The sequence below is a fragment of the Geovibrio ferrireducens genome (assembly GCF_026226615.1).
GTDB classification, from domain to species: Bacteria; Chrysiogenota; Deferribacteres; order Deferribacterales; family Geovibrionaceae; genus Geovibrio; species Geovibrio ferrireducens.
This window is the reverse complement of record NZ_JAJAPB010000003.1, coordinates 1-16831: the sequence shown is the minus strand read 5'-3', so window position 1 is coordinate 16831 and position 16831 is coordinate 1. Positions and strand designations below refer to the sequence as shown.

General features: G+C 48.4%; 17 protein-coding genes. 10 read left to right on the top strand and 7 right to left on the bottom strand.

Annotated features, from left to right (window positions below; translation table 11 throughout):
• Window position 1 precedes the first annotated feature (1 nt).
• The 9 genes from OSQ85_RS03795 (at window position 2) to xpt (ending at window position 9283) form a co-directional block, all read left to right on the top strand.
• Complete coding sequence (locus tag OSQ85_RS03795; RefSeq protein WP_265821420.1) at window positions 2-2434, top strand: TIGR03960 family B12-binding radical SAM protein; 2433 nt, start codon at window positions 2-4, stop codon at window positions 2432-2434.
• Window positions 2418-3227 (top strand): TIGR02757 family protein, encoded by an 810-nt coding sequence (locus OSQ85_RS03790; protein WP_265821419.1) that lies wholly within the window; start codon window positions 2418-2420, stop codon window positions 3225-3227. Before OSQ85_RS03795 ends, OSQ85_RS03790 begins: the two co-directional genes overlap by 17 nt.
• An 88-nt stretch (window positions 3228-3315) precedes the next feature.
• The gene (gene trxA, locus OSQ85_RS03785; protein WP_265821418.1) at window positions 3316-3633 is read left to right on the top strand and encodes a thioredoxin; all 318 of its coding nucleotides are present in this window, start codon (window positions 3316-3318) and stop codon (window positions 3631-3633) included.
• Window positions 3634-3641: 8 nt separating this feature from the next.
• Window positions 3642-3842 carry a zinc ribbon domain-containing protein gene (locus tag OSQ85_RS03780; RefSeq protein WP_265821416.1) on the top strand — a complete coding sequence of 67 codons (201 nt, stop codon included), beginning with the start codon at window positions 3642-3644 and terminating at the stop codon, window positions 3840-3842.
• A gap of 299 nt (window positions 3843-4141) precedes the next feature.
• Window positions 4142-5203 (top strand): BMP family ABC transporter substrate-binding protein, encoded by a 1062-nt coding sequence (locus OSQ85_RS03775; RefSeq protein WP_265821415.1) that lies wholly within the window; start codon window positions 4142-4144, stop codon window positions 5201-5203.
• Window positions 5204-5270: 67 nt separating this feature from the next.
• Window positions 5271-6788: an ABC transporter ATP-binding protein gene (locus OSQ85_RS03770; RefSeq protein ID WP_265821414.1), complete on the top strand. Its 1518-nt coding sequence runs from the start codon at window positions 5271-5273 to the stop codon at window positions 6786-6788.
• Window positions 6772-7836 carry an ABC transporter permease gene (locus OSQ85_RS03765; RefSeq protein ID WP_265821411.1) on the top strand — a complete coding sequence of 355 codons (1065 nt, stop codon included), beginning with the start codon at window positions 6772-6774 and terminating at the stop codon, window positions 7834-7836. Before OSQ85_RS03770 ends, OSQ85_RS03765 begins: the two co-directional genes overlap by 17 nt.
• The gene (locus OSQ85_RS03760; protein WP_265821409.1) at window positions 7833-8750 is read left to right on the top strand and encodes an ABC transporter permease; all 918 of its coding nucleotides are present in this window, start codon (window positions 7833-7835) and stop codon (window positions 8748-8750) included. Before OSQ85_RS03765 ends, OSQ85_RS03760 begins: the two co-directional genes overlap by 4 nt.
• Complete coding sequence (gene xpt / locus OSQ85_RS03755; RefSeq protein ID WP_265821408.1) at window positions 8747-9283, top strand: xanthine phosphoribosyltransferase; 537 nt, start codon at window positions 8747-8749, stop codon at window positions 9281-9283. The genes OSQ85_RS03760 and xpt overlap by 4 nt, the downstream gene beginning before the upstream one ends.
• On the opposite strand, the gene OSQ85_RS03750 is transcribed toward xpt, so the two are convergent.
• The 7 genes from OSQ85_RS03750 to OSQ85_RS03720 all read right to left on the bottom strand — a co-directional run bounded on the left by OSQ85_RS03750 (window position 9280) and on the right by OSQ85_RS03720 (window position 15721).
• A complete protein-coding gene (locus tag OSQ85_RS03750; RefSeq protein ID WP_265821407.1) occupies window positions 9280-9636 on the bottom strand; it encodes a DUF5615 family PIN-like protein in 357 nt (118 codons plus the stop codon). The genes xpt and OSQ85_RS03750 overlap by 4 nt on opposite strands.
• Window positions 9636-9875, bottom strand: coding sequence for a DUF433 domain-containing protein (locus OSQ85_RS03745; RefSeq protein WP_265821406.1), 240 nt, complete (start codon window positions 9873-9875; stop codon window positions 9636-9638). Before OSQ85_RS03745 ends, OSQ85_RS03750 begins: the two co-directional genes overlap by 1 nt.
• 45 nt (window positions 9876-9920) lie before the next feature.
• Window positions 9921-10859: a sigma-70 family RNA polymerase sigma factor gene (locus OSQ85_RS03740; protein ID WP_265821405.1), complete on the bottom strand. Its 939-nt coding sequence runs from the start codon at window positions 10857-10859 to the stop codon at window positions 9921-9923.
• 140 nt (window positions 10860-10999) lie between these two features.
• Window positions 11000-13606, bottom strand: a complete 2607-nt coding sequence (clpB, locus tag OSQ85_RS03735) for an ATP-dependent chaperone ClpB (RefSeq protein ID WP_265821404.1) — start codon at window positions 13604-13606, stop codon at window positions 11000-11002.
• 24 nt (window positions 13607-13630) lie between these two features.
• On the bottom strand, window positions 13631-14011 hold the full coding sequence (locus OSQ85_RS03730; RefSeq protein ID WP_265821403.1) for a heat shock protein transcriptional repressor HspR: 381 nt from the start codon (window positions 14009-14011) through the stop codon (window positions 13631-13633).
• Window positions 14012-14148: 137 nt separating this feature from the next.
• A complete protein-coding gene (gene dnaJ, locus OSQ85_RS03725) occupies window positions 14149-15255 on the bottom strand; it encodes a molecular chaperone DnaJ (RefSeq protein WP_265821402.1) in 1107 nt (368 codons plus the stop codon).
• A gap of 28 nt (window positions 15256-15283) precedes the next feature.
• Window positions 15284-15721 carry an Hsp20/alpha crystallin family protein gene (locus tag OSQ85_RS03720; protein WP_265821401.1) on the bottom strand — a complete coding sequence of 146 codons (438 nt, stop codon included), beginning with the start codon at window positions 15719-15721 and terminating at the stop codon, window positions 15284-15286.
• Window positions 15722-15952: 231 nt separating this feature from the next.
• Here OSQ85_RS03720 and OSQ85_RS03715 point away from each other — a divergent pair, with 231 nt between their 5' ends.
• Window positions 15953-16723, top strand: coding sequence for an energy transducer TonB (locus OSQ85_RS03715; protein ID WP_265821400.1), 771 nt, complete (start codon window positions 15953-15955; stop codon window positions 16721-16723).
• Window positions 16724-16831 lie beyond the last annotated feature (108 nt).

The window sequence follows — 16831 nt, the reverse complement described above, 5'->3', positions numbered from 1 at the left end:
AATGCTTGATAATTCTCTTTTAACCATCTCAAAGCCCTCAAGGTATGTGAACCATGAAATAAATTCCGTTCATAAACCGAAAGAGGGCAGACTCTCATTCTGCCTTGCTTTTCCCGATGTTTATGAAGTGGGTATGAGCCATATAGGCTTTAAAATGCTTTACGAGAGGCTGAACGCCTCCGAACACATCGCCTGCGAAAGATTCTTTATGCCTTGGACGGATGCCGTGGCTGAGCTTAAGGAGAAGATATTCGTCTCCCTTGAATCCGGAACGGGGCTCAGGGATTTTGATATACTTGGCTTTTCGCTCCAGTATGAGCTTTCCTACACAAATGTTCTCCACTCAATGAAATACACCGGAATCCCTTATTTTTCATCCGAAAGAGGAGAAGACGACCCCATAGTTACCGCCGGAGGGTCATGCGCTATGAACCCCATGCCGCTGAAAGATATTATAGATGTATTTTTCATAGGTGAGATGGAGGGTGAGATTACATCTGTTTTTGAAACACTCGCCGGAATGAAGGGACAGGGAAGAAAAGCCAGACTGGAATACCTGAACAGCCTGCCCTACACCTATGTTCCCTCTGTTGATCCTGCTAAAAAAGTAAAGAGGAACATATACACAGGTTTCAGTGACGATGTGACAATAAGCAGCCTCATAGTTCCCATGATGCCTGCCGTGCAGGACAGGGTAGCCGTGGAGATCTCAAGGGGCTGCACAAGAGGGTGCAGATTCTGTCAGGCGGGTTATATCTACCGTCCCTCCCGTGAACGCAGCATTGAAGCAATTGCAAAGGATGCTCTGCATCAGCTTGCCTCAAGCGGGTATATGGAGGTTTCCATGCTTTCCCTCTCCGCTGCGGACTACAGCAGGCTTGAGGAGCTTCTTGTCACCATGACAAGGCTCATAAGCGCAGAGGGCTCATCCCTTTCGCTCCCCTCCATCAGAGCAGACAGGATACAGGACTTCATCTTCCGTGAACTGGCAAAGGTGCGCAAATCCGGCTTTACCATTGCTCCAGAAGCGGGCTCTCAGAGGCTGCGTAATATAATAAACAAGAACCTCACCGAGGAAGAGATAATTTCAGCAGTGCAGAAAGCCGCTGATGCGGGCTGGAACGGCGCTAAGCTGTATTTTATGATAGGTCTCCCTTTTGAAACGGATGAAGATGTTCTGGCCATTGCCGATCTTGCCTTTAAGGTAAAAAGAGCAGTGGGCAGGGGACGATTCGATATTAAGATCTCCGCATCAAACTTTGTTCCCAAGCCACATACGCCTTTTCAGGTTTTCCCTCAGAATACGGGGGCGGAACTGAGACGCAAGCAGATGCTGCTCGCCGATAAGCTGAAAAGCTACCGCATGCGCCTCAGCTGGCATGATGTGGAGCAGAGCGTTATGGAAGGGGTCTTCTCCAGAGGTGATGAGAGGCTTTGCAGGGTGCTTGTCCTCGCGGCAGACCGCGGGCTTATGTTTGACGGATGGAGCGAATGCTTCGACTCACACGCATGGAAGCAGGTGTTCCGTGATCTTGATCTCACAATGGAGGAGTTCGCCTCGAAAGAATTCAGGAAGGGTGATGCTCTGCCGTGGGGGAACATAGATTCCGGCGTGGAACCTGATTACTTTGAAGACGAATACGAAAAAGCCCGCAATGAATCCATCACCAAGGACTGCCGCGAGGATGCGTGTACAGACTGCGGAGTGTGCGATTTTAAAGATATTCTCAATGTTTATGCAGGGGAAAAACTCCCGGAGGAAACAGCCCCCGCAGAACAGGAAGAGACGTTCCATTATGTATTTTATATCGAGAAACGCAAGGCAGGGAAATTCCTCTCCGCTATAGAATCCATCCGCCTGTTTACCCATGCGGCGAGAATAGCCCAGATAAAGCTGGCATTTACTCAGGGGTTCAACCCCCAGCCGAAGATGCGCTACCTTATCCCGCCCCCAGTGGGTGTTGAGTGCGCATGCGATCTGCTTGCCCTTGAGTGCGGCAGGCTGAACAATTTCGGCGAGGTTCAGAAAAGAATCAATGCTATTCTGCCTGACGGTGTTAAGGTTAAGCGCATCATCCCTTACAAGGTGAATGAGAAAAGGGTGGGTTTCGCGGGACGCTACCGTCTCGGCGGTGAGCTGCCCTCCATGCTTGATAAACTGGCGGCAGAGGACAAGGCCTATTATATTAAGAAGGATAAGAAGGGCAGGGATAAAAAGGTTGAGCTTGCCGAGTTCATGCTCCACAGGTCCGCGGATGAGGTAATCCTCCTTTCCGGAGATACGGGCTCATTCAACCTGCTTGAGTTTTTCGCATACCACGGATTAAGCAGGGCTGAGCTTGATGTGGAGCGCAAAAACCTGTATATGTTCCAGAAACCGAGAGCGGAAAGAAGCCCGGACAGCGAAGACGAAGGGGATGATGACGAAAGCTGAAAGGTTCCGTCCGTTTTTTGAGAGACTGTATGAAAAATACAATACCCCTGAATATGTAGGCACAGACCCTATAGTCTATCCGTATACTGTTAAGGGGAATACTGAGTTTGTGGCATTCTGCTCAAGCTGTTTCGCCTACGGCAATGTTAAGGCGATTCAGGGCTTCCTGATGAGCTTTTTCAGCGAGTTCGGCACAGACCCTTTCGCTTTGGAAGACAAAGAGACAAGGCTTTACTACAGGTTTCAGAAACCGGCTGATGTCAGAGCATTTGTGCTTGCTTTAAAGGAGCTTTACTCCGAATACGGTTCAATTGAGAATGCCTTTTCCTCAATGGGCGGAAGCCTTGAGGAATCGCTTATCAGTTTTGTCATCCATATGAAAAAAAGGGGTGCGGCATACGGCGGCAGGGACGGCTACAGCTTTCTTTTCGCCGATCCTGTTAAGTCCGGGGCGAAGCGTTTGCGCATGTTCCTCCGCTGGATGGTGAGAAAAGATCAGGTGGATTTCGGCATATGGAAAAATTATGCCTGTAAGGACTTGCATTTTATCATAGACACACATATATTAAGATTCGCATATAAGAACGGGATAATCAGGAATGATTCCGGAACAAGAAAAAATCTTGATACTGTTACAGATTTTTTCAGAGAGATGAACCCTGACGACCCGGCTAAATATGATTTTGCAGTTTCAAGACTTGGTATAGCCTTCGGCTGTACCTATGGCGCGGATGAAAGATGTGTTTCATGCGCAGAGAGAGATATGTGTCCGTTTAATGAAGTCTCAGGGTGAGAATTGAGAGTGAAACAATCTTAATTCCTATGATTGACAAACGGATGAATTTGTATAGTATAACTTATAAGTTATTAAGGAGGAAACAATGGCTGTTGAACTTAATGAGTCAACCTTTCAAACTGATGTGGTAGAGAGCAGCTTGCCCGTTCTCGTGGATTTCTGGGCTGTGTGGTGCGGACCCTGCAGAATGCTTACTCCCACTGTGGAAGCATTGGCCAATGAATATGCCGGCAAAATAAAAGTCGGTAAAGTAAACGTGGATGAAAACCAGCAGCTTGCCGCTAAATACGGCATAATGAGCATACCCACCGTTATGGTATTCAAAGGCGGCAAAGTGGTTGAGCAGTTCATCGGTGTTCAGCCCAAAGGCGTTTATGAGGACGCTATCAAGAAATATATCTAGGGTGTTTTATGCCCTTTTATGAATACAGGTGCGCAGACTGCGGTACTGAGTTCTCACGCCTTGTTTTCAGGGCGGAAGACCCGGCTGAATGCACAAAGTGCTCCGGAACAAATGTCGAAAGGGTTGAGCATGTAAAGCATTCCGCAGGCTGCGTATGCTGCACCCCGAAGGGATGTTTTCCGTCCTCTTCCGGCACTCCCGGAGAGTAGAGCGGTTTAGCAGCAGTATAACCATAAAAGAAAAAAATTTAAGGCCTTCCGTGTCACTGCGGAAGGCTTTTGTTTTTTTATACCCCATAACAGTCTCACATATATTGAAGTTCCATGACTTAAGCTCCTCCGGCAAAGCCTTGAGAGGGCGTTTTCATAAAACAGACAGGGTGTCCTGTTTGATGTTATTAATTGACATGGAAGGCTTACTGAATTAAAAAATAAATATCTTTTTGACAAAATTTGCGGGCTGCCGTAAAAATGCGGTTTTGCTCCACTAAACCTAGAAGGGGTTGTACATGAAGAAAATTCTTTTAGCACTTTTAACGGCGGTTCTTTTCACCGCGGGCGCTTACGCCAAAGACAAGCAGATTAAAGCGGGCTTTATCTATGTCGGACCCGTGGGCGATGCCGGATGGACCTACGCACACGATCAGGGCAGACTTGAGATGGAAAAACTTCCCTACGTAGACAAATCCACTTACATTGAATCTGTGCCCGAAGGTGCTGACGCGACAAGGATAATCACCGGTCTTGCCAAAAAAGGGCACAACCTGATATTCACCACCAGCTTCGGCTACATGGACCCTACCATTGAAGTTGCAAAAAGGAATAAAGACATCATTTTCATGCATTGCTCCGGCTATAAAACGGCCGAAAACGTGGGTACTTACTTCGGCAGAATGTATCAGCCCCGTTACCTTTCAGGCGTTGTTGCAGGTAAAATGACCAAATCAAACACAATCGGCTATGTTGCCGCTTTCCCTATTCCCGAAGTTATCAGGGGAATAAATGCATTTACCCTCGGCGTTAAAAGTGTAAACCCCGCTGCAACTGTAAAAGTTGTCTGGACACACACATGGTTTGATCCGGGTAAAGAGCGCGAAGCTGCTGAAAGCGTACTTGACGCAGGCGCAGACGTTATCACCATGCACCAGGACACACCCGCCCCTCTTCAGGCTGCTGAAAAAAGAGGCGCATACGCCATCGGCTATAATGTTGATATGAAGAAATTCGCACCCAAAGCTTACCTCACTTCACCCGTGTGGAACTGGGGGGCTCTGTATAAAGTTGTTGCGGAGCAGGTGAGCAAAGGCACATGGAAAAGCGAGCAGATCTGGTGGGGTATGGAGCACGGCCTTATTGATCTCGCTCCCCTCAGCGACCTTGTTCCCGCAGATGTTAAAAAGATAGTTGAAGAAAGAAAAGCCGCAGTCAAAAACGGCACAAATAAAGTTTTCACAGGCCCCATCAAAGACCAGTCCGGCAAAATTGTTGTGCCCGCAGGCAAAACAATGACAGATGCCGAAATGCTCAGCATGAACTTCTTCGTTGAAGGCGTTCAGGGCTCACCTAAGTAATTAAAAAAATAAGGGCGGTGCAGGGTGTAAAAGCTCTGCACCGCTTTTTTATTTTTAAGGGATCACATTGAAACCGTATCTTAAACTTGAAAATATAACAAAAAGCTTTCCGGGCGTTAAGGCTCTGGATAATGTTTCTCTGGACTGTTACGAAGGGGAGATCCATACCCTTCTCGGTGAAAACGGAGCTGGTAAAAGCACACTCATGAGCGTATTGGCGGGGCTTTATAAACCGGAAGCCGGAAGCATATCCGTTAACGGTTCCGAGGTTTTTATTTCTTCTCCGTCTGAGTCTCTTAAGTTTGGAATAGGCATGGTTTACCAGCATTTTATGCTTGTGCGTAACCATTCTGTCATGGAAAATATTCTTCTTTCTCTTGATAACCTTCCGGGGGTGATAAACAGGGGTGAGGTCTTTGAAAGAACGAAGAAAATTCTGGATGATTTCGGTCTCAGCATTAACCTGAATGAGCCTGTGTGGAAGCTTTCCATAGGCGAGCAGCAGTGGGTGGAGCTTATCAAGCTTCTCATCCGTGACTGTAAGGTGCTGATTCTGGATGAACCTACTGCGGTTCTCACTCCGCAGGAGGCGGACACTCTTTTCGGCTTTCTTAAGAAGCTGAAAAGTCAGGGTAAATCCATTATTTTTATCTCGCACAAAATGCGTGAGGTCATGGAGCTTTCAGACCGTGTTACGGTTCTCAAAAAAGGGAAGACAGTGAAATCTCTCACTGCCGGTGAGTTTGATGAGGCTCTGCTTGCGGGACTCATGATCGGCACTGATGACGTGCCTCAGTGGGAGAAGACGGAAAAGGCGTTTGACGAGAAGATACTGGAAGTTAAAAACCTCTCTGTCGAGAATGACAAAGGGCTTTCCGACGTTAAAGGGATCAGCTTTGAGCTTTTCAGAGGCGAGATTCTGGGCATAGCAGGTGTTGCCGGAAACGGACAGAAGGCGTTGGCCGAGGTTCTCACCGGGTTACGCAGACCCACGGGCGGGCAGATAATCGTCAAGGGCGAGGACTTCACCAACCACAAGGGCAAAAACCCCTACATAGCGGGAATAGCCCATATACCGGAGGATAGAAAAGCCTTCGGCATAGCCCCAGAGATGAGCGTGGATGAAAACCTCATTCTCAAAAGCTATAAAGACAGCAAATTCAAAAACTTTTTCATACAGAACGCCAGAGCAATCAAAGAGAATGCCGAGGAACTTATTTCCAAATTCGCCATCAAGACCGGTCCTGCCGGCTCGCCCGTGCGGCTGCTCTCCGGCGGAAACATTCAGAAGGTTATCATCGCACGTGAGCTTTCCCTAAACCCGCTTGTGCTTGTGGCTCTGTACCCCACACGCGGGCTTGATATAGGCTCAGCGGAATATGTTCACAAAGTTATTATAGATGCTAGAGAGAACGGAATGAGCACTATTCTCATATCAGAAGATCTGGATGAGCTTCTCAAGCTCTCAGACCGTGTGGCGGTTATGTTCAGAGGGGTGATAACAGGCGTTGTCAAACCGGAAACAGCCACCAGAGAAGAGATAGGACTTATGATGGGCGGAGTGAAACATGCGGATAAGATTTGAAAAAAGACTGGAAGCTTCAAAGGCTTTCCGTATTACTGCCCCTTTTGTGGCAGTTGCGTTTTCGCTTCTTACCGCGGGAATCATAATGCTTTTTGCGGACATTAACCCCCTTGAAGCCTACAAAGACATGATAATGGAAGCCCTCGGCACATCTTACGGCATAAGCGAAACACTCGTAAAAGCCACCCCGCTTATAATCTGCGGGCTGGGTATATCCATAGCCTTCCGTATGCAGCTCTGGAACATAGGTGCAGAAGGGCAGCTCGTCATGGGAGCCATAGGCGCTTCCGGTGTCGCACTCTTTTCCGGAATCGAAAGCCACTTTCTGATGATCGCCGCAATGATAGCCGCTTCAATGCTTTCAGGCGGTCTCTGGGCAGTGGTGTCAGGGTTTCTTAAAGCGAAATACAGAGTGAACGAGATTATCGTCACACTCCTGATGAATTACATAGCCATATCCATCCTTTCCCTGCTTATCTACGGCAGATGGAAGGACCCTTCCGGCTTCAACTTCCCTCACTCAGCGCAGTTCGCAGAAGCCGCACGCATGACATATTATTTCGATTCAAGGCTGCACACAGGCTTTTTCATCGCACTCGTGCTTGTTTTTCTTGTGTACGTATTCATGGAGAAAACAGTGTACGGCTACGAGGTAAGAGTCATAGGCGATAACCCCAATGCGGCCAAATACGCCGGAATGAACATCACAGGCGCAATAATCGGCACAATGTTTCTCAGTGGAGCCATAGCAGGCATTGCTGGTTTCAGCGAGGTTTCAGGTGTCCAGTACCGCCTTCAGGAAGGGGTGTCCATAGGCTACGGCTACACGGCTATCATAGTCGCATGGCTTGCCAGACGCTCTGCCCTCGGTGTGCTTATTGTGTCCCTGATTATGGGTATTCTGCTTGTGGGCGGTGACAGCTTACAGATAATGTGGCAGCTTCCCGTCGCCTTTGTAAACCTGTTTCAGGGACTGATACTGTTTTTCGTGCTTTCATCAGACTTTTTCATAGCCAATAAAATGCGTATAACTTGGGGCAAATCATGATAGAAGTTCTTCTTGATGCAACAATAAGGGCGGGCACATCTATCCTTTTCGCCACAACAGGCGCGATAATCATGGAGCGCTCAGGCGTGATCAACCTCGGCATAGAAGGGCTTATGCTTATCGGCGCACTTGCTGGCTTCGCAACGGCAAACCTCACTGGCAGCCTTTTTCTCGGAGTCTGTGCCTCGTTCCTTGCCGCTCTGGCAGCCGGAGCGATACACGGCTTCATAACTGTTTACCTCAGAGGAAACCAGATCGTATGTGGGCTTTCCCTCACTATGTTCGGCATAGGCTTTACAGCCCTTTTCGGTCAGAAGATGGTGGGCAAGACAATAACCGAGTTTTCAAGAACCGAGATCCCGTTTCTCTCGTCTATTCCGTTTATAAATCCGCTTTTCAGACAGGATATGCTGGTTTATTTCTCCATCCTGCTTGTTATCGGCGTGCACTTCTTCTTCCGCAGAACAAAGTGGGGGCTTTACCTCCGCTCAGTGGGTGAAAATCCCGCAGCGGCTGATACATCAGGCATAAGCGTAACCAGATACCGCATGATGGCTGTTCTGGTCGGTTCAGGCTTCGCAGGAATAGGCGGGGCATACCTTTCTCTGGCATACACTCCCTTTTGGGTGGAGAACATGACAGCGGGCAGGGGATGGATAGCGGTTGCGCTGGTTATTTTCTCCCAGTGGAACAGCACAAGAGCCGTATTCGGCGCATATCTCTTCGGCGGTATAGATGCTCTCCAGCTAAGGATGCAGGCGATCGGGACGGATATTTCCGCCCATGTGCTCCAGATGCTTCCGTATCTTTTTACAATAATAGTTCTTGTAATATCCACAATCAGGCTTGGCAAGGGTACAACTCCCGAACCGGAAAGCCTCGGCATTCCATATGACAGAGAGGACAGAAAATGAGAAAGGCAAGCGCGGCTCTGCTTGAAAGAATAAAGAAATACGGCAGTGTAAACGGTGAGGTCGTCAAGGTGGACAGGTTCATCAACCATCAGGTGGATATTGAGCTTTTCCGCCTCATGGCGGACGACATGGCCGGGCACTTCAAGGATGCCTGTCTTACCAAGATAATCACTGCTGAAACCAGCGGCATTACCATAGCGCACCCTCTGGCAGAGGCACTTGGGATTCCGTATATTTTCGCCAAAAAGAAGAAGCCGATCACCATGGCTGATTTTTACAGCGCTGAAAGCTACTCCTTCACCAAGCAGGAACACACGACCCTTTACATCTCCAAAGAGGTGCTGACTGCGGATGACAGAGTTATCTATGTGGATGATTTTTTTGCCAGAGGCAACACCCTGAAAGCCGTTAAGGAGATAATAGCTCAGTCAGGCGCAGAACTTGCCGGATGTGCGGTAATCATTGATAAAAAAGGGGAAGAGGGCGTTTATTCGATCCTTACTCTTGATGAGATAAAGAAGGGGCTAGACTAAGGCAGTTTTCTTTGTCTTACGTAGTCCCGCTCTATAACCGTAAACATGCCTGAAAGACTGATTTCCGGATTTGAAATTACATCATTAATTATTTCGTATGCTTCTTCAGGAAAAGAGGGTGAAAACCTTAAAAGGATTACGCCTGCACAGCCGAGAACATTGTTTTTAAAAACTTCTTCTCCGAAATCCCTGTCGAAGGTGATTAATATCCTGTTCTCTTTCAGAGCCAGTTTCATAACCTCTTTATCGCTTATCCCCTGCTGAACTGAGATTACGTGAAGCACATCATGACCGGATTCAGATATTAATTCCGCAGAACGTAAAGGTACGTTTTCGTCTGCAAGAAACTTCATCAGGCTACGCTTTTTTTGATAAAATAAACGGATTCGTCTCTGACTATCTCTGTTATAAACGCAAATGCCGCGTTAAGAGATTCTTCAGAGATAGAAGGGTAATTTGACAGGACCTGTTCCTTTGTCCATCCGGACGCAAACAGACCGATAATATGCTCAACAGTAAGTCTTGTCCCTTTTATTATTGGCTTTCCTGAGGCTATTTCAGGATCTGAGTCTATATGTTTTTTCCAGTCCATATAATCTGCTCCTGATTAATACTTAAAATGTTATACGGTATAAGCTTAGTTCAGAAAATCATGCAGCTTTTTGCGCATGGCTTTCTTGCGGAGCTTGGAGAGTGCTCTGGCTTCAAGCTGGCGCACACGCTCGCGGCTTATTTTCAGCATATCGCCTATCTCTTCCAGAGTTTTCGGCGCATCGCCCTCTATGCCGAAGCGCAGTTCTATTATCTTTGCCTCGCGCTCGGTGAGCTCGTCAATGATGTCTCCCAAAGACTGTTTTAAGGTTTTGGAGATAATATCGTCCTCAATGCTTTTGGAGCCTGAGTCAAGAAGATCGATAAATGAGCGATCCTCACCGTCTTTTATGGGCGCTTCGAGGGAAAGATAATTCCTTGAAACGCGGAGCACGTTTTCAATATCGGACTCTTCCATGCCGAGGTATTCCGCAAGCTCGCTGTTTGTAGCCTCACGCCCAAGCTGCTTGCTGAGCTTTTCTATTGCTCCGTTTATCTTGTAGAGTATGCCCGCCTGTTTGATGGGGAGCTTAACTGTTCCCGACTGCTCGGCCAGAGCCTGAATAATCGCCTGACGTATCCACCAGACTGCGTATGATATAAACTTGACACCTTTTGTGTGGTCAAAGCGTTTTGCCGCTTCAACAAGGCCGAGATTACCCTGATTTATAAGATCTGAAACGGGCAGACCCGTGTTTCTGTAACGGTTTGCGATAGAGACAACGAATTTAAGGTTTGAGAGTATAAGGGTATTGAGAGCTTCCGTGTCGCCCTTTTGTATTCTTTCCCCGATCTCAAACTCCTGTTCTTTGCTGAGCGGTTTATATCTGCTGATGCTGTTGAGGTAATGCTTCAGCGTATTTTCGCTGACAGGAGGCGGGGAATCAGTATGAATTACTTCCTCAACCTCTGCGGATTCGGCAGGGCTTTCCGTCTCTTCGGTTTCTTCCTGCTCTTCCTGAAGGTCATCAAGTTCATGATCCATGTTTCAGCCTTTAACCCTTATAGTTCCGAAAGTATATCAAATATATCATACTTTGTAACAAAAAACATTTATATATACGGCTTGTCCGTAAATGGTTTTTAACCAATATAAAAAAGGCGGGGGATAAACCCCGCCCTTTTTCAGGAGGTTGTACTGAAGTTCATGCCGTCTTGACCATAGGTCAGCTTTATCTTCTGCTCTGCTTTTATGTCGCCTTTGATCAGTGCTTCGGCCAGTTTATTCTCCACAAGCTTCCTTATGGTTCTCTTCATAGGTCTGGCACCGAAAGCAGGGTCAAAACCCGCTTTTACTATTTCTGTAATGACAGAATCATCCCAGACAAGTTCAACAGAATTTTCGCGCAGCCTCGCCGCAAATTCTCTCATAAGCATTTCTGCAATGTTATGAAGATGTTCCTTATCCAACGGGTGGAAAACTATTATATCATCCAGCCTGTTGAGAAACTCCGGCTTAAAGAAGGAGGAGAGCCTGTTCATCACAACATTGTCGATGAAGATATATTTCTGCTCCATTGAGCCTTCTTTAGAGAACTCCTCCTGTATTTCCTGCGATGCTATGTTTGATGTCATTATCACCACACAGTTTTTGAAGCTCACGGTTCTGCCCTTGGAGTCAGTCAGTCTGCCGTCATCCAGCATCTGGAGAAGGATGTTGAACACATCCGGGTGCGCTTTTTCTATCTCGTCCATCAGTATGACGGAATAGGGTTTGCGGCGCACTCTTTCGGTAAGCTGTCCGCCCTCTTCATAACCCACATATCCGGGAGGCGCTCCGATGAGTTTGGCAACTGCGTGTTTCTCCATGTATTCGCTCATGTCTATGCGTATGAGCGCATCTTCGGAGTCGAACATGAACTCGGCAAGTGCTTTTGCAAGCTCAGTCTTACCCACACCTGTGGGGCCTAAGAAGATAAACGAGCCGATAGGTCTGTTCGGGTCGCCGAGGCCTGCTCTGTTCCTGCGGACTGCTTCGCTTACCGCTCTTATGGCTCTGTCCTGCCCTATGACTCTTTTGTGCAGGTAGTCTTCCATGTTAATGAGCTTGTCCGCCTCCTCCTGCATAAGCTTGGTTACGGGAATCCCTGTCCATTTGGAGACTATGGCCGCTATGTCTTCTTCGTCCACTTCCTCTTTCAGCATTCTTTTGCTGCTCTGGATTTCGGCCAGTCTGGCGTTTGCTTCCCCAAGCTCTTTATCAAGCTGCACAAGCCTGCTGTATTTTATTTCGGAGGCGAGGGCGAAGTTTCCTTCACGCTCCGCCTTCTGCATCAGGTGTTTTTCTTCCTCTGCTTTTTCCTTTATCTCTCTGGATTTTTTGATAAGCCCCTTTTCGTTGCTCCAGTGGGCTCTCAGCCTGTCCGCTTCGGATTTGAGGTTGGCAAGCTCCTCTTCCAGTTTGGCGAGGCGGTTTTTGCTCACATTATCAGACTCACGCTTGAGCGCCTGTTTCTCTATCTCAAGCTGGGTTATCTTACGCTCTGTTTCATCCAGTTCGGTGGGGAGACTGTCTATCTCCATCCTCAGGCGTGCCGTTGCCTCGTCTATGAGGTCTATTGCCTTATCAGGCATGAAACGGTCGCTGATGTATTTTTTCGCCAGATGTGCCGCCGCCACAAGGGCAGAGTCTTTTATGCGCACACCGTGGTGAACCTCATATTTTTCCTTTAGCCCGCGGAGGATCGATACAGTGTCCTCTACGCTCGGTTCCTTCACCATCACAGGCTGGAAGCGTCTTTCAAGGGCTGCGTCCTTCTCGATGTGCTTTTTATATTCGTCAAGAGTGGTTGCGCCTATGCAGTGCAGATCGCCCCTTGCCAGTGCAGGTTTGAGCAGGTTTGCAGCATCCATTGCGCCTTCCGCCGCACCTGCACCCACGAGTGTGTGCATCTCGTCGATGAAAAGGATTATCTCGCCTTCCTTCTCCCTTATCTGGGTCAGGATAGCCTTGAGCCTTTCCTCGAACTCGCCCCTGAACTTGGTTCCGGCTATGAGCGCACCCATATCCAGAGACGCCACTATCTTATCCTTAAGGGAATCAGGCACATCACCGTTTATTATCCTGTGCGCCAGACCCTCAACAATGGCGGTTTTACCCACGCCGGGCTCGCCTATGAGCACGGGGTTGTTTTTTGTTCTGCGGGAAAGCACATGGACAACACGCCTTATCTCCTCATCACGCCCGATAACCGGGTCAAGCTTGCCTTCTCTGGCAAGGTTTGTAAGGTTTATGGTGTATTTATCTATGGCGTTCATCTTCCCTTCCGGGTTCTGGTCAGTGACCTTTGATGAGCCGCGCACTTCCTTAATCGCTTTCTCAACAGCTTTTTTGTCCGTTCCTGTCTGCGAAAGCAGGGTGCGGAGCCTGTAACCGGCGTTGTCTATAATTCCCAAGAGAATATGCTCAGTGGAGACATACTCGTCGCCGAAGTCTTTTATTATCTTAAACGCCTTTTCCAGTGCCTTGTTGCAGTCAGGGGAGAAATACTGCTGACCTGCGCCGCTTACTGTCGGCAGGGAGTTGATAATGTCTTCCGTTCCTTTTTCCAGCGCACCGACATTTGCACCTGCCTTTTGGAGAAGGGGTTTCACAAGGCCGTCCTCCTGCTTAAGGAGAGCGATGAGAAAATGTTCGGGTTCTATCTGCTGCTGGTTCTTTTCGGAGGCGAGGGCAAGTGCCTGTTCAGCGGCCTCCTGCGCTTTTATAGTCATTTTATTGAAGTTAATCATTGTGTTTTACCTCCTTATGAGGTTTTATTCCTTTTCTATCTTAATTCTAATAATCTCTTTGGGCGGGGAGGGGATGAGTGCCTTCTCCGCTTCTTTTGCCTTCATCTCCTCACCCAGACGCTGGCGGATGTATTCCTTCATTCCGTCAAGCTGGGCGTGGAGCACTTCTATCTGCTCACGCATATTCAGTATGATCTCTATTCCCGCAAGGTTCACTCCCATGTCTTTTGAGAGGGTCATTATGAATTTCAGCCTCTCAATATCCTCATCGGAGTAAAGCCTTGTGTTCCCCACCGTTCGGGAGGGGGTCACAAGCCCCATGCGCTCATACTGACGCAGTGTCTGCGGGTGAAGCTCCAGCATTTCCGATACTATGCTTATTACATACAGAGGTTTGTTAGCCATGTTCTTTTCCTTGTTTTCATTTTGAATCCCCCTCTGGCTTCTTTTTACAAAAGTGGATGAAAACTCCCTCCTTTTCAAAGGAGGGCAGGGGAGGATTTATTTATATTCCTGTCGTGAACGGTTCCTTCCGTGGAAGCCTATATTTTTCCCTTCTTAAGCAATTCCTCGCGTACATTCGTAGCATACTTCTTCATCATTTCCCTGAGGGCTTCCCTGTCGGCTTCGTAGGCGACTGCGGGAATTTTTACATTCATCACCAGATAAAGGTCGCCTGTTCCGCTTCCTTTCAGCGCGGGAACGCCTTTTCCTTTAAGTCTCATCTTCTGCCCCGGCTGTGTTCCGGCGGGTATATTCAGAGTTACAGCCCCGTAAGGGGTCGGTGCTTCGATTTTTTCGCCCAGTGCCGCCTCAAACATATCAAGCTCCACATCAACGTAGAGGTTGTCGCCCTCACGTCTGTAGACCGGATGATCCTGCACATTGGTGACAATGTATAAATCGCCTGATGCTCCGCCGTTGAGCCCTGCGTTGCCTTTTCCGGGTATGCGTATCTTGGAGTTTTTGTCCACACCCTTGGGGATGCGCACCTTGATGCGCTCTTTGCTCTCAACCTGCCCTTTACCGTGGCATGCGGCACACTGTTTGACAGTTACCTGACCGGAGCCGCCGCAGCTTGAGCACACGCTCCCCACGAAGAAGCCGCCTTTATTGCGCGATGTCTGCCCTGTGCCGCCGCATGTGGGACAGGCTTTCTTTTCGCCGCCTTTGCCGCCGCATTCGGAGCAGGATACAGAGTGGCTTATGTTCAGTTCGTATTCGTTGCCGTTTATCACATCATAGAAAGGAACCCGCACATTGTAATAGAGGTCGTCCCCGCGCATTACCCTGTTTTTTCCAGCTGCGGAACGTCTGCCGCCGCCGAAAATATCGCCGAATATGTCATCAAAATCGAAACCGCCGCCGAAGGTGTTTCTTATGTCGTCAAAGTTTGCGCCGGAGAAGTCATACCCCTGACCGCCCGATACAAAGGCATCGTGCCCCACGGAGTCGTACTGCCTGCGTTTTTCATCATTACTGAGAACGCCGTATGCCTCGGAGATTTTCTTAAACCTGTCCTCCGCGGTTTTATCACCCGGATTCACATCAGGGTGGTATTTGCGGGCAAGTTTTCTGTATGCCTTTTTTATCTCATCGGCGGTTGCGCCCCGCTGGACGCCCAGCTCCTCATAGTAGTCTCTGGCCATTTTTCACCTTCGTTTATTCTAAGCGGTGTTACTCTGTCTCAACCTTAATCACTGTGGGTTTAATCTCAGCGCGTTTTTTAAGGGTGATTCTGAGCACACCGTCTTTCAGATTCGCTTTTATGGAGTTCATGTCAATAGTGTTCGGTACAGCGAACGAGCGCTGAAATTTGCCGTATGCGCGTTCAAGCCTGTAATAGTTGTCGGATTCCCTGTCCAGCGGGTATTTTTTTTCACCCTTGATGGTGAGAACACCTTCCGCCACCTGAATATCCACATCGTTCTCGTCGATTCCGGGGAGTTCTGATACCACAACGATCTCATCCTCCGTTTCATAGATGTCCACAGGGGGCATCCAGTCGCCGTATGAGGGCGCATTCTGTTTGTCGAAGGAATCGTTGAACATCTTGTTGATTCTGTCATGCATAGCCATAAGATCCTTGAGCGGGTCCCATCTTACAATTGCCATAGAAAACCTCCGTAGAAAATATTATCTGGGTCTATGAATAATACTTGAGCCGATTCATGTCAAGTGTTTTGACACGGATTTTATTATGGAACAAAAAACCCGTATGGCTGTCATATGTATCAAAGTGTTTTGGGCACTTGATTTAATAAGGAATTGACTATAATTATAAAAATGAACTCAAGACTCGCATGGTTTTTGCTGATTTCGGCTGTGCTTCACCTGATGCTTTTCATGTTTATAAAACTTGATGAGCCGGAGAAGAAGGAAAAGCCGATCAGTGTTGAAATAATAGAGAAGGAAAAAGAAACTCCGCCGCCTCCGCAGGTGAGGCCGACGCCTGCTCCTCCTGTGCCCCGTCCTCAGCCACAGCCCGAATCAGAGCCTGAAAAGGAGATAGTGAAGGTAACACCGGATGACAAGGCTCCGGCCAAGTCAGCAGAAAAGCCAAAGACAGGAGCAGCTAAGGACCAGCAGCCCGAACCGGAACCGAGAGAGCGTGTTACCCGAAGGGCAGAGCCTGATCCTTTGACAAAACCTGAGCTTCCGAAAATGGATTTTCCCCAGAGGGACAGCATACATGGGCTTGACCGGAAGACAATTGACCGCATCCTGAACCCTAAAGACATTATAAACAGAACAGCCGAAAGCGGCGGTGACAGGGAAGGGGAAGACTCAGTCTCCATGCAGGAGGTCAAAACCCGCTACACATCTTACTTTTATAAATTCCGCCGTCAACTTTACCAGACATGGAGCTATCCCTACTCCGCCGCCATGCGGGGGGAACAGGGAACGGTGCGCATAAAGTTTGCAATACACAAGGACGGACGCATAACCGATGTTCAGGTGGTGAAAAGCAGCGGCTATCCGGATCTGGATAACGAGGCTGTACGCGCCCTGCGCAACATGGGCGGCGTTCCTCTCCCCGATTCCTATGACCTTCAGGTGCTTCGCGTTGACGGGTATTTCATATATTACCTCAGCGGAGCAATCGATATTTACTGAGAATACAAAGGCACAGGCACATGGATGTGCCCACGGAGCGCGTACCGCAGCGCATGCGAGGAACGCACAGCGTAGTCAGAGCAGCAAGCGGCTATGCCGCGCAGGCTG

Excerpts from the sequence above, each read along its gene's own strand:
- OSQ85_RS03795 (WP_265821420.1), top strand. The coding sequence starts at position 2 with ATGCTTGATAATTCTCTTTTAACCATCTCAAAGCCCTCAAGGTATGTG.
- OSQ85_RS03790 (WP_265821419.1), top strand. The coding sequence starts at position 2,418 with ATGATGACGAAAGCTGAAAGGTTCCGTCCGTTTTTTGAGAGACTGTAT.
- trxA (WP_265821418.1), top strand. The coding sequence starts at position 3,316 with ATGGCTGTTGAACTTAATGAGTCAACCTTTCAAACTGATGTGGTAGAG.
- OSQ85_RS03780 (WP_265821416.1), top strand. The coding sequence starts at position 3,642 with ATGCCCTTTTATGAATACAGGTGCGCAGACTGCGGTACTGAGTTCTCA.
- OSQ85_RS03775 (WP_265821415.1), top strand. The coding sequence starts at position 4,142 with ATGAAGAAAATTCTTTTAGCACTTTTAACGGCGGTTCTTTTCACCGCG.
- OSQ85_RS03765 (WP_265821411.1), top strand. The coding sequence starts at position 6,772 with ATGCGGATAAGATTTGAAAAAAGACTGGAAGCTTCAAAGGCTTTCCGT.
- OSQ85_RS03760 (WP_265821409.1), top strand. The coding sequence starts at position 7,833 with ATGATAGAAGTTCTTCTTGATGCAACAATAAGGGCGGGCACATCTATC.
- xpt (WP_265821408.1), top strand. The coding sequence starts at position 8,747 with ATGAGAAAGGCAAGCGCGGCTCTGCTTGAAAGAATAAAGAAATACGGC.
- OSQ85_RS03750 (WP_265821407.1), bottom strand. The coding sequence starts at position 9,636 with ATGAAGTTTCTTGCAGACGAAAACGTACCTTTACGTTCTGCGGAATTA.
- OSQ85_RS03745 (WP_265821406.1), bottom strand. The coding sequence starts at position 9,875 with ATGGACTGGAAAAAACATATAGACTCAGATCCTGAAATAGCCTCAGGA.
- OSQ85_RS03740 (WP_265821405.1), bottom strand. The coding sequence starts at position 10,859 with ATGGATCATGAACTTGATGACCTTCAGGAAGAGCAGGAAGAAACCGAA.
- clpB (WP_265821404.1), bottom strand. The coding sequence starts at position 13,606 with ATGATTAACTTCAATAAAATGACTATAAAAGCGCAGGAGGCCGCTGAA.
- OSQ85_RS03730 (WP_265821403.1), bottom strand. The coding sequence starts at position 14,011 with ATGGCTAACAAACCTCTGTATGTAATAAGCATAGTATCGGAAATGCTG.
- dnaJ (WP_265821402.1), bottom strand. The coding sequence starts at position 15,255 with ATGGCCAGAGACTACTATGAGGAGCTGGGCGTCCAGCGGGGCGCAACC.
- OSQ85_RS03720 (WP_265821401.1), bottom strand. The coding sequence starts at position 15,721 with ATGGCAATTGTAAGATGGGACCCGCTCAAGGATCTTATGGCTATGCAT.
- OSQ85_RS03715 (WP_265821400.1), top strand. The coding sequence starts at position 15,953 with ATGTTTATAAAACTTGATGAGCCGGAGAAGAAGGAAAAGCCGATCAGT.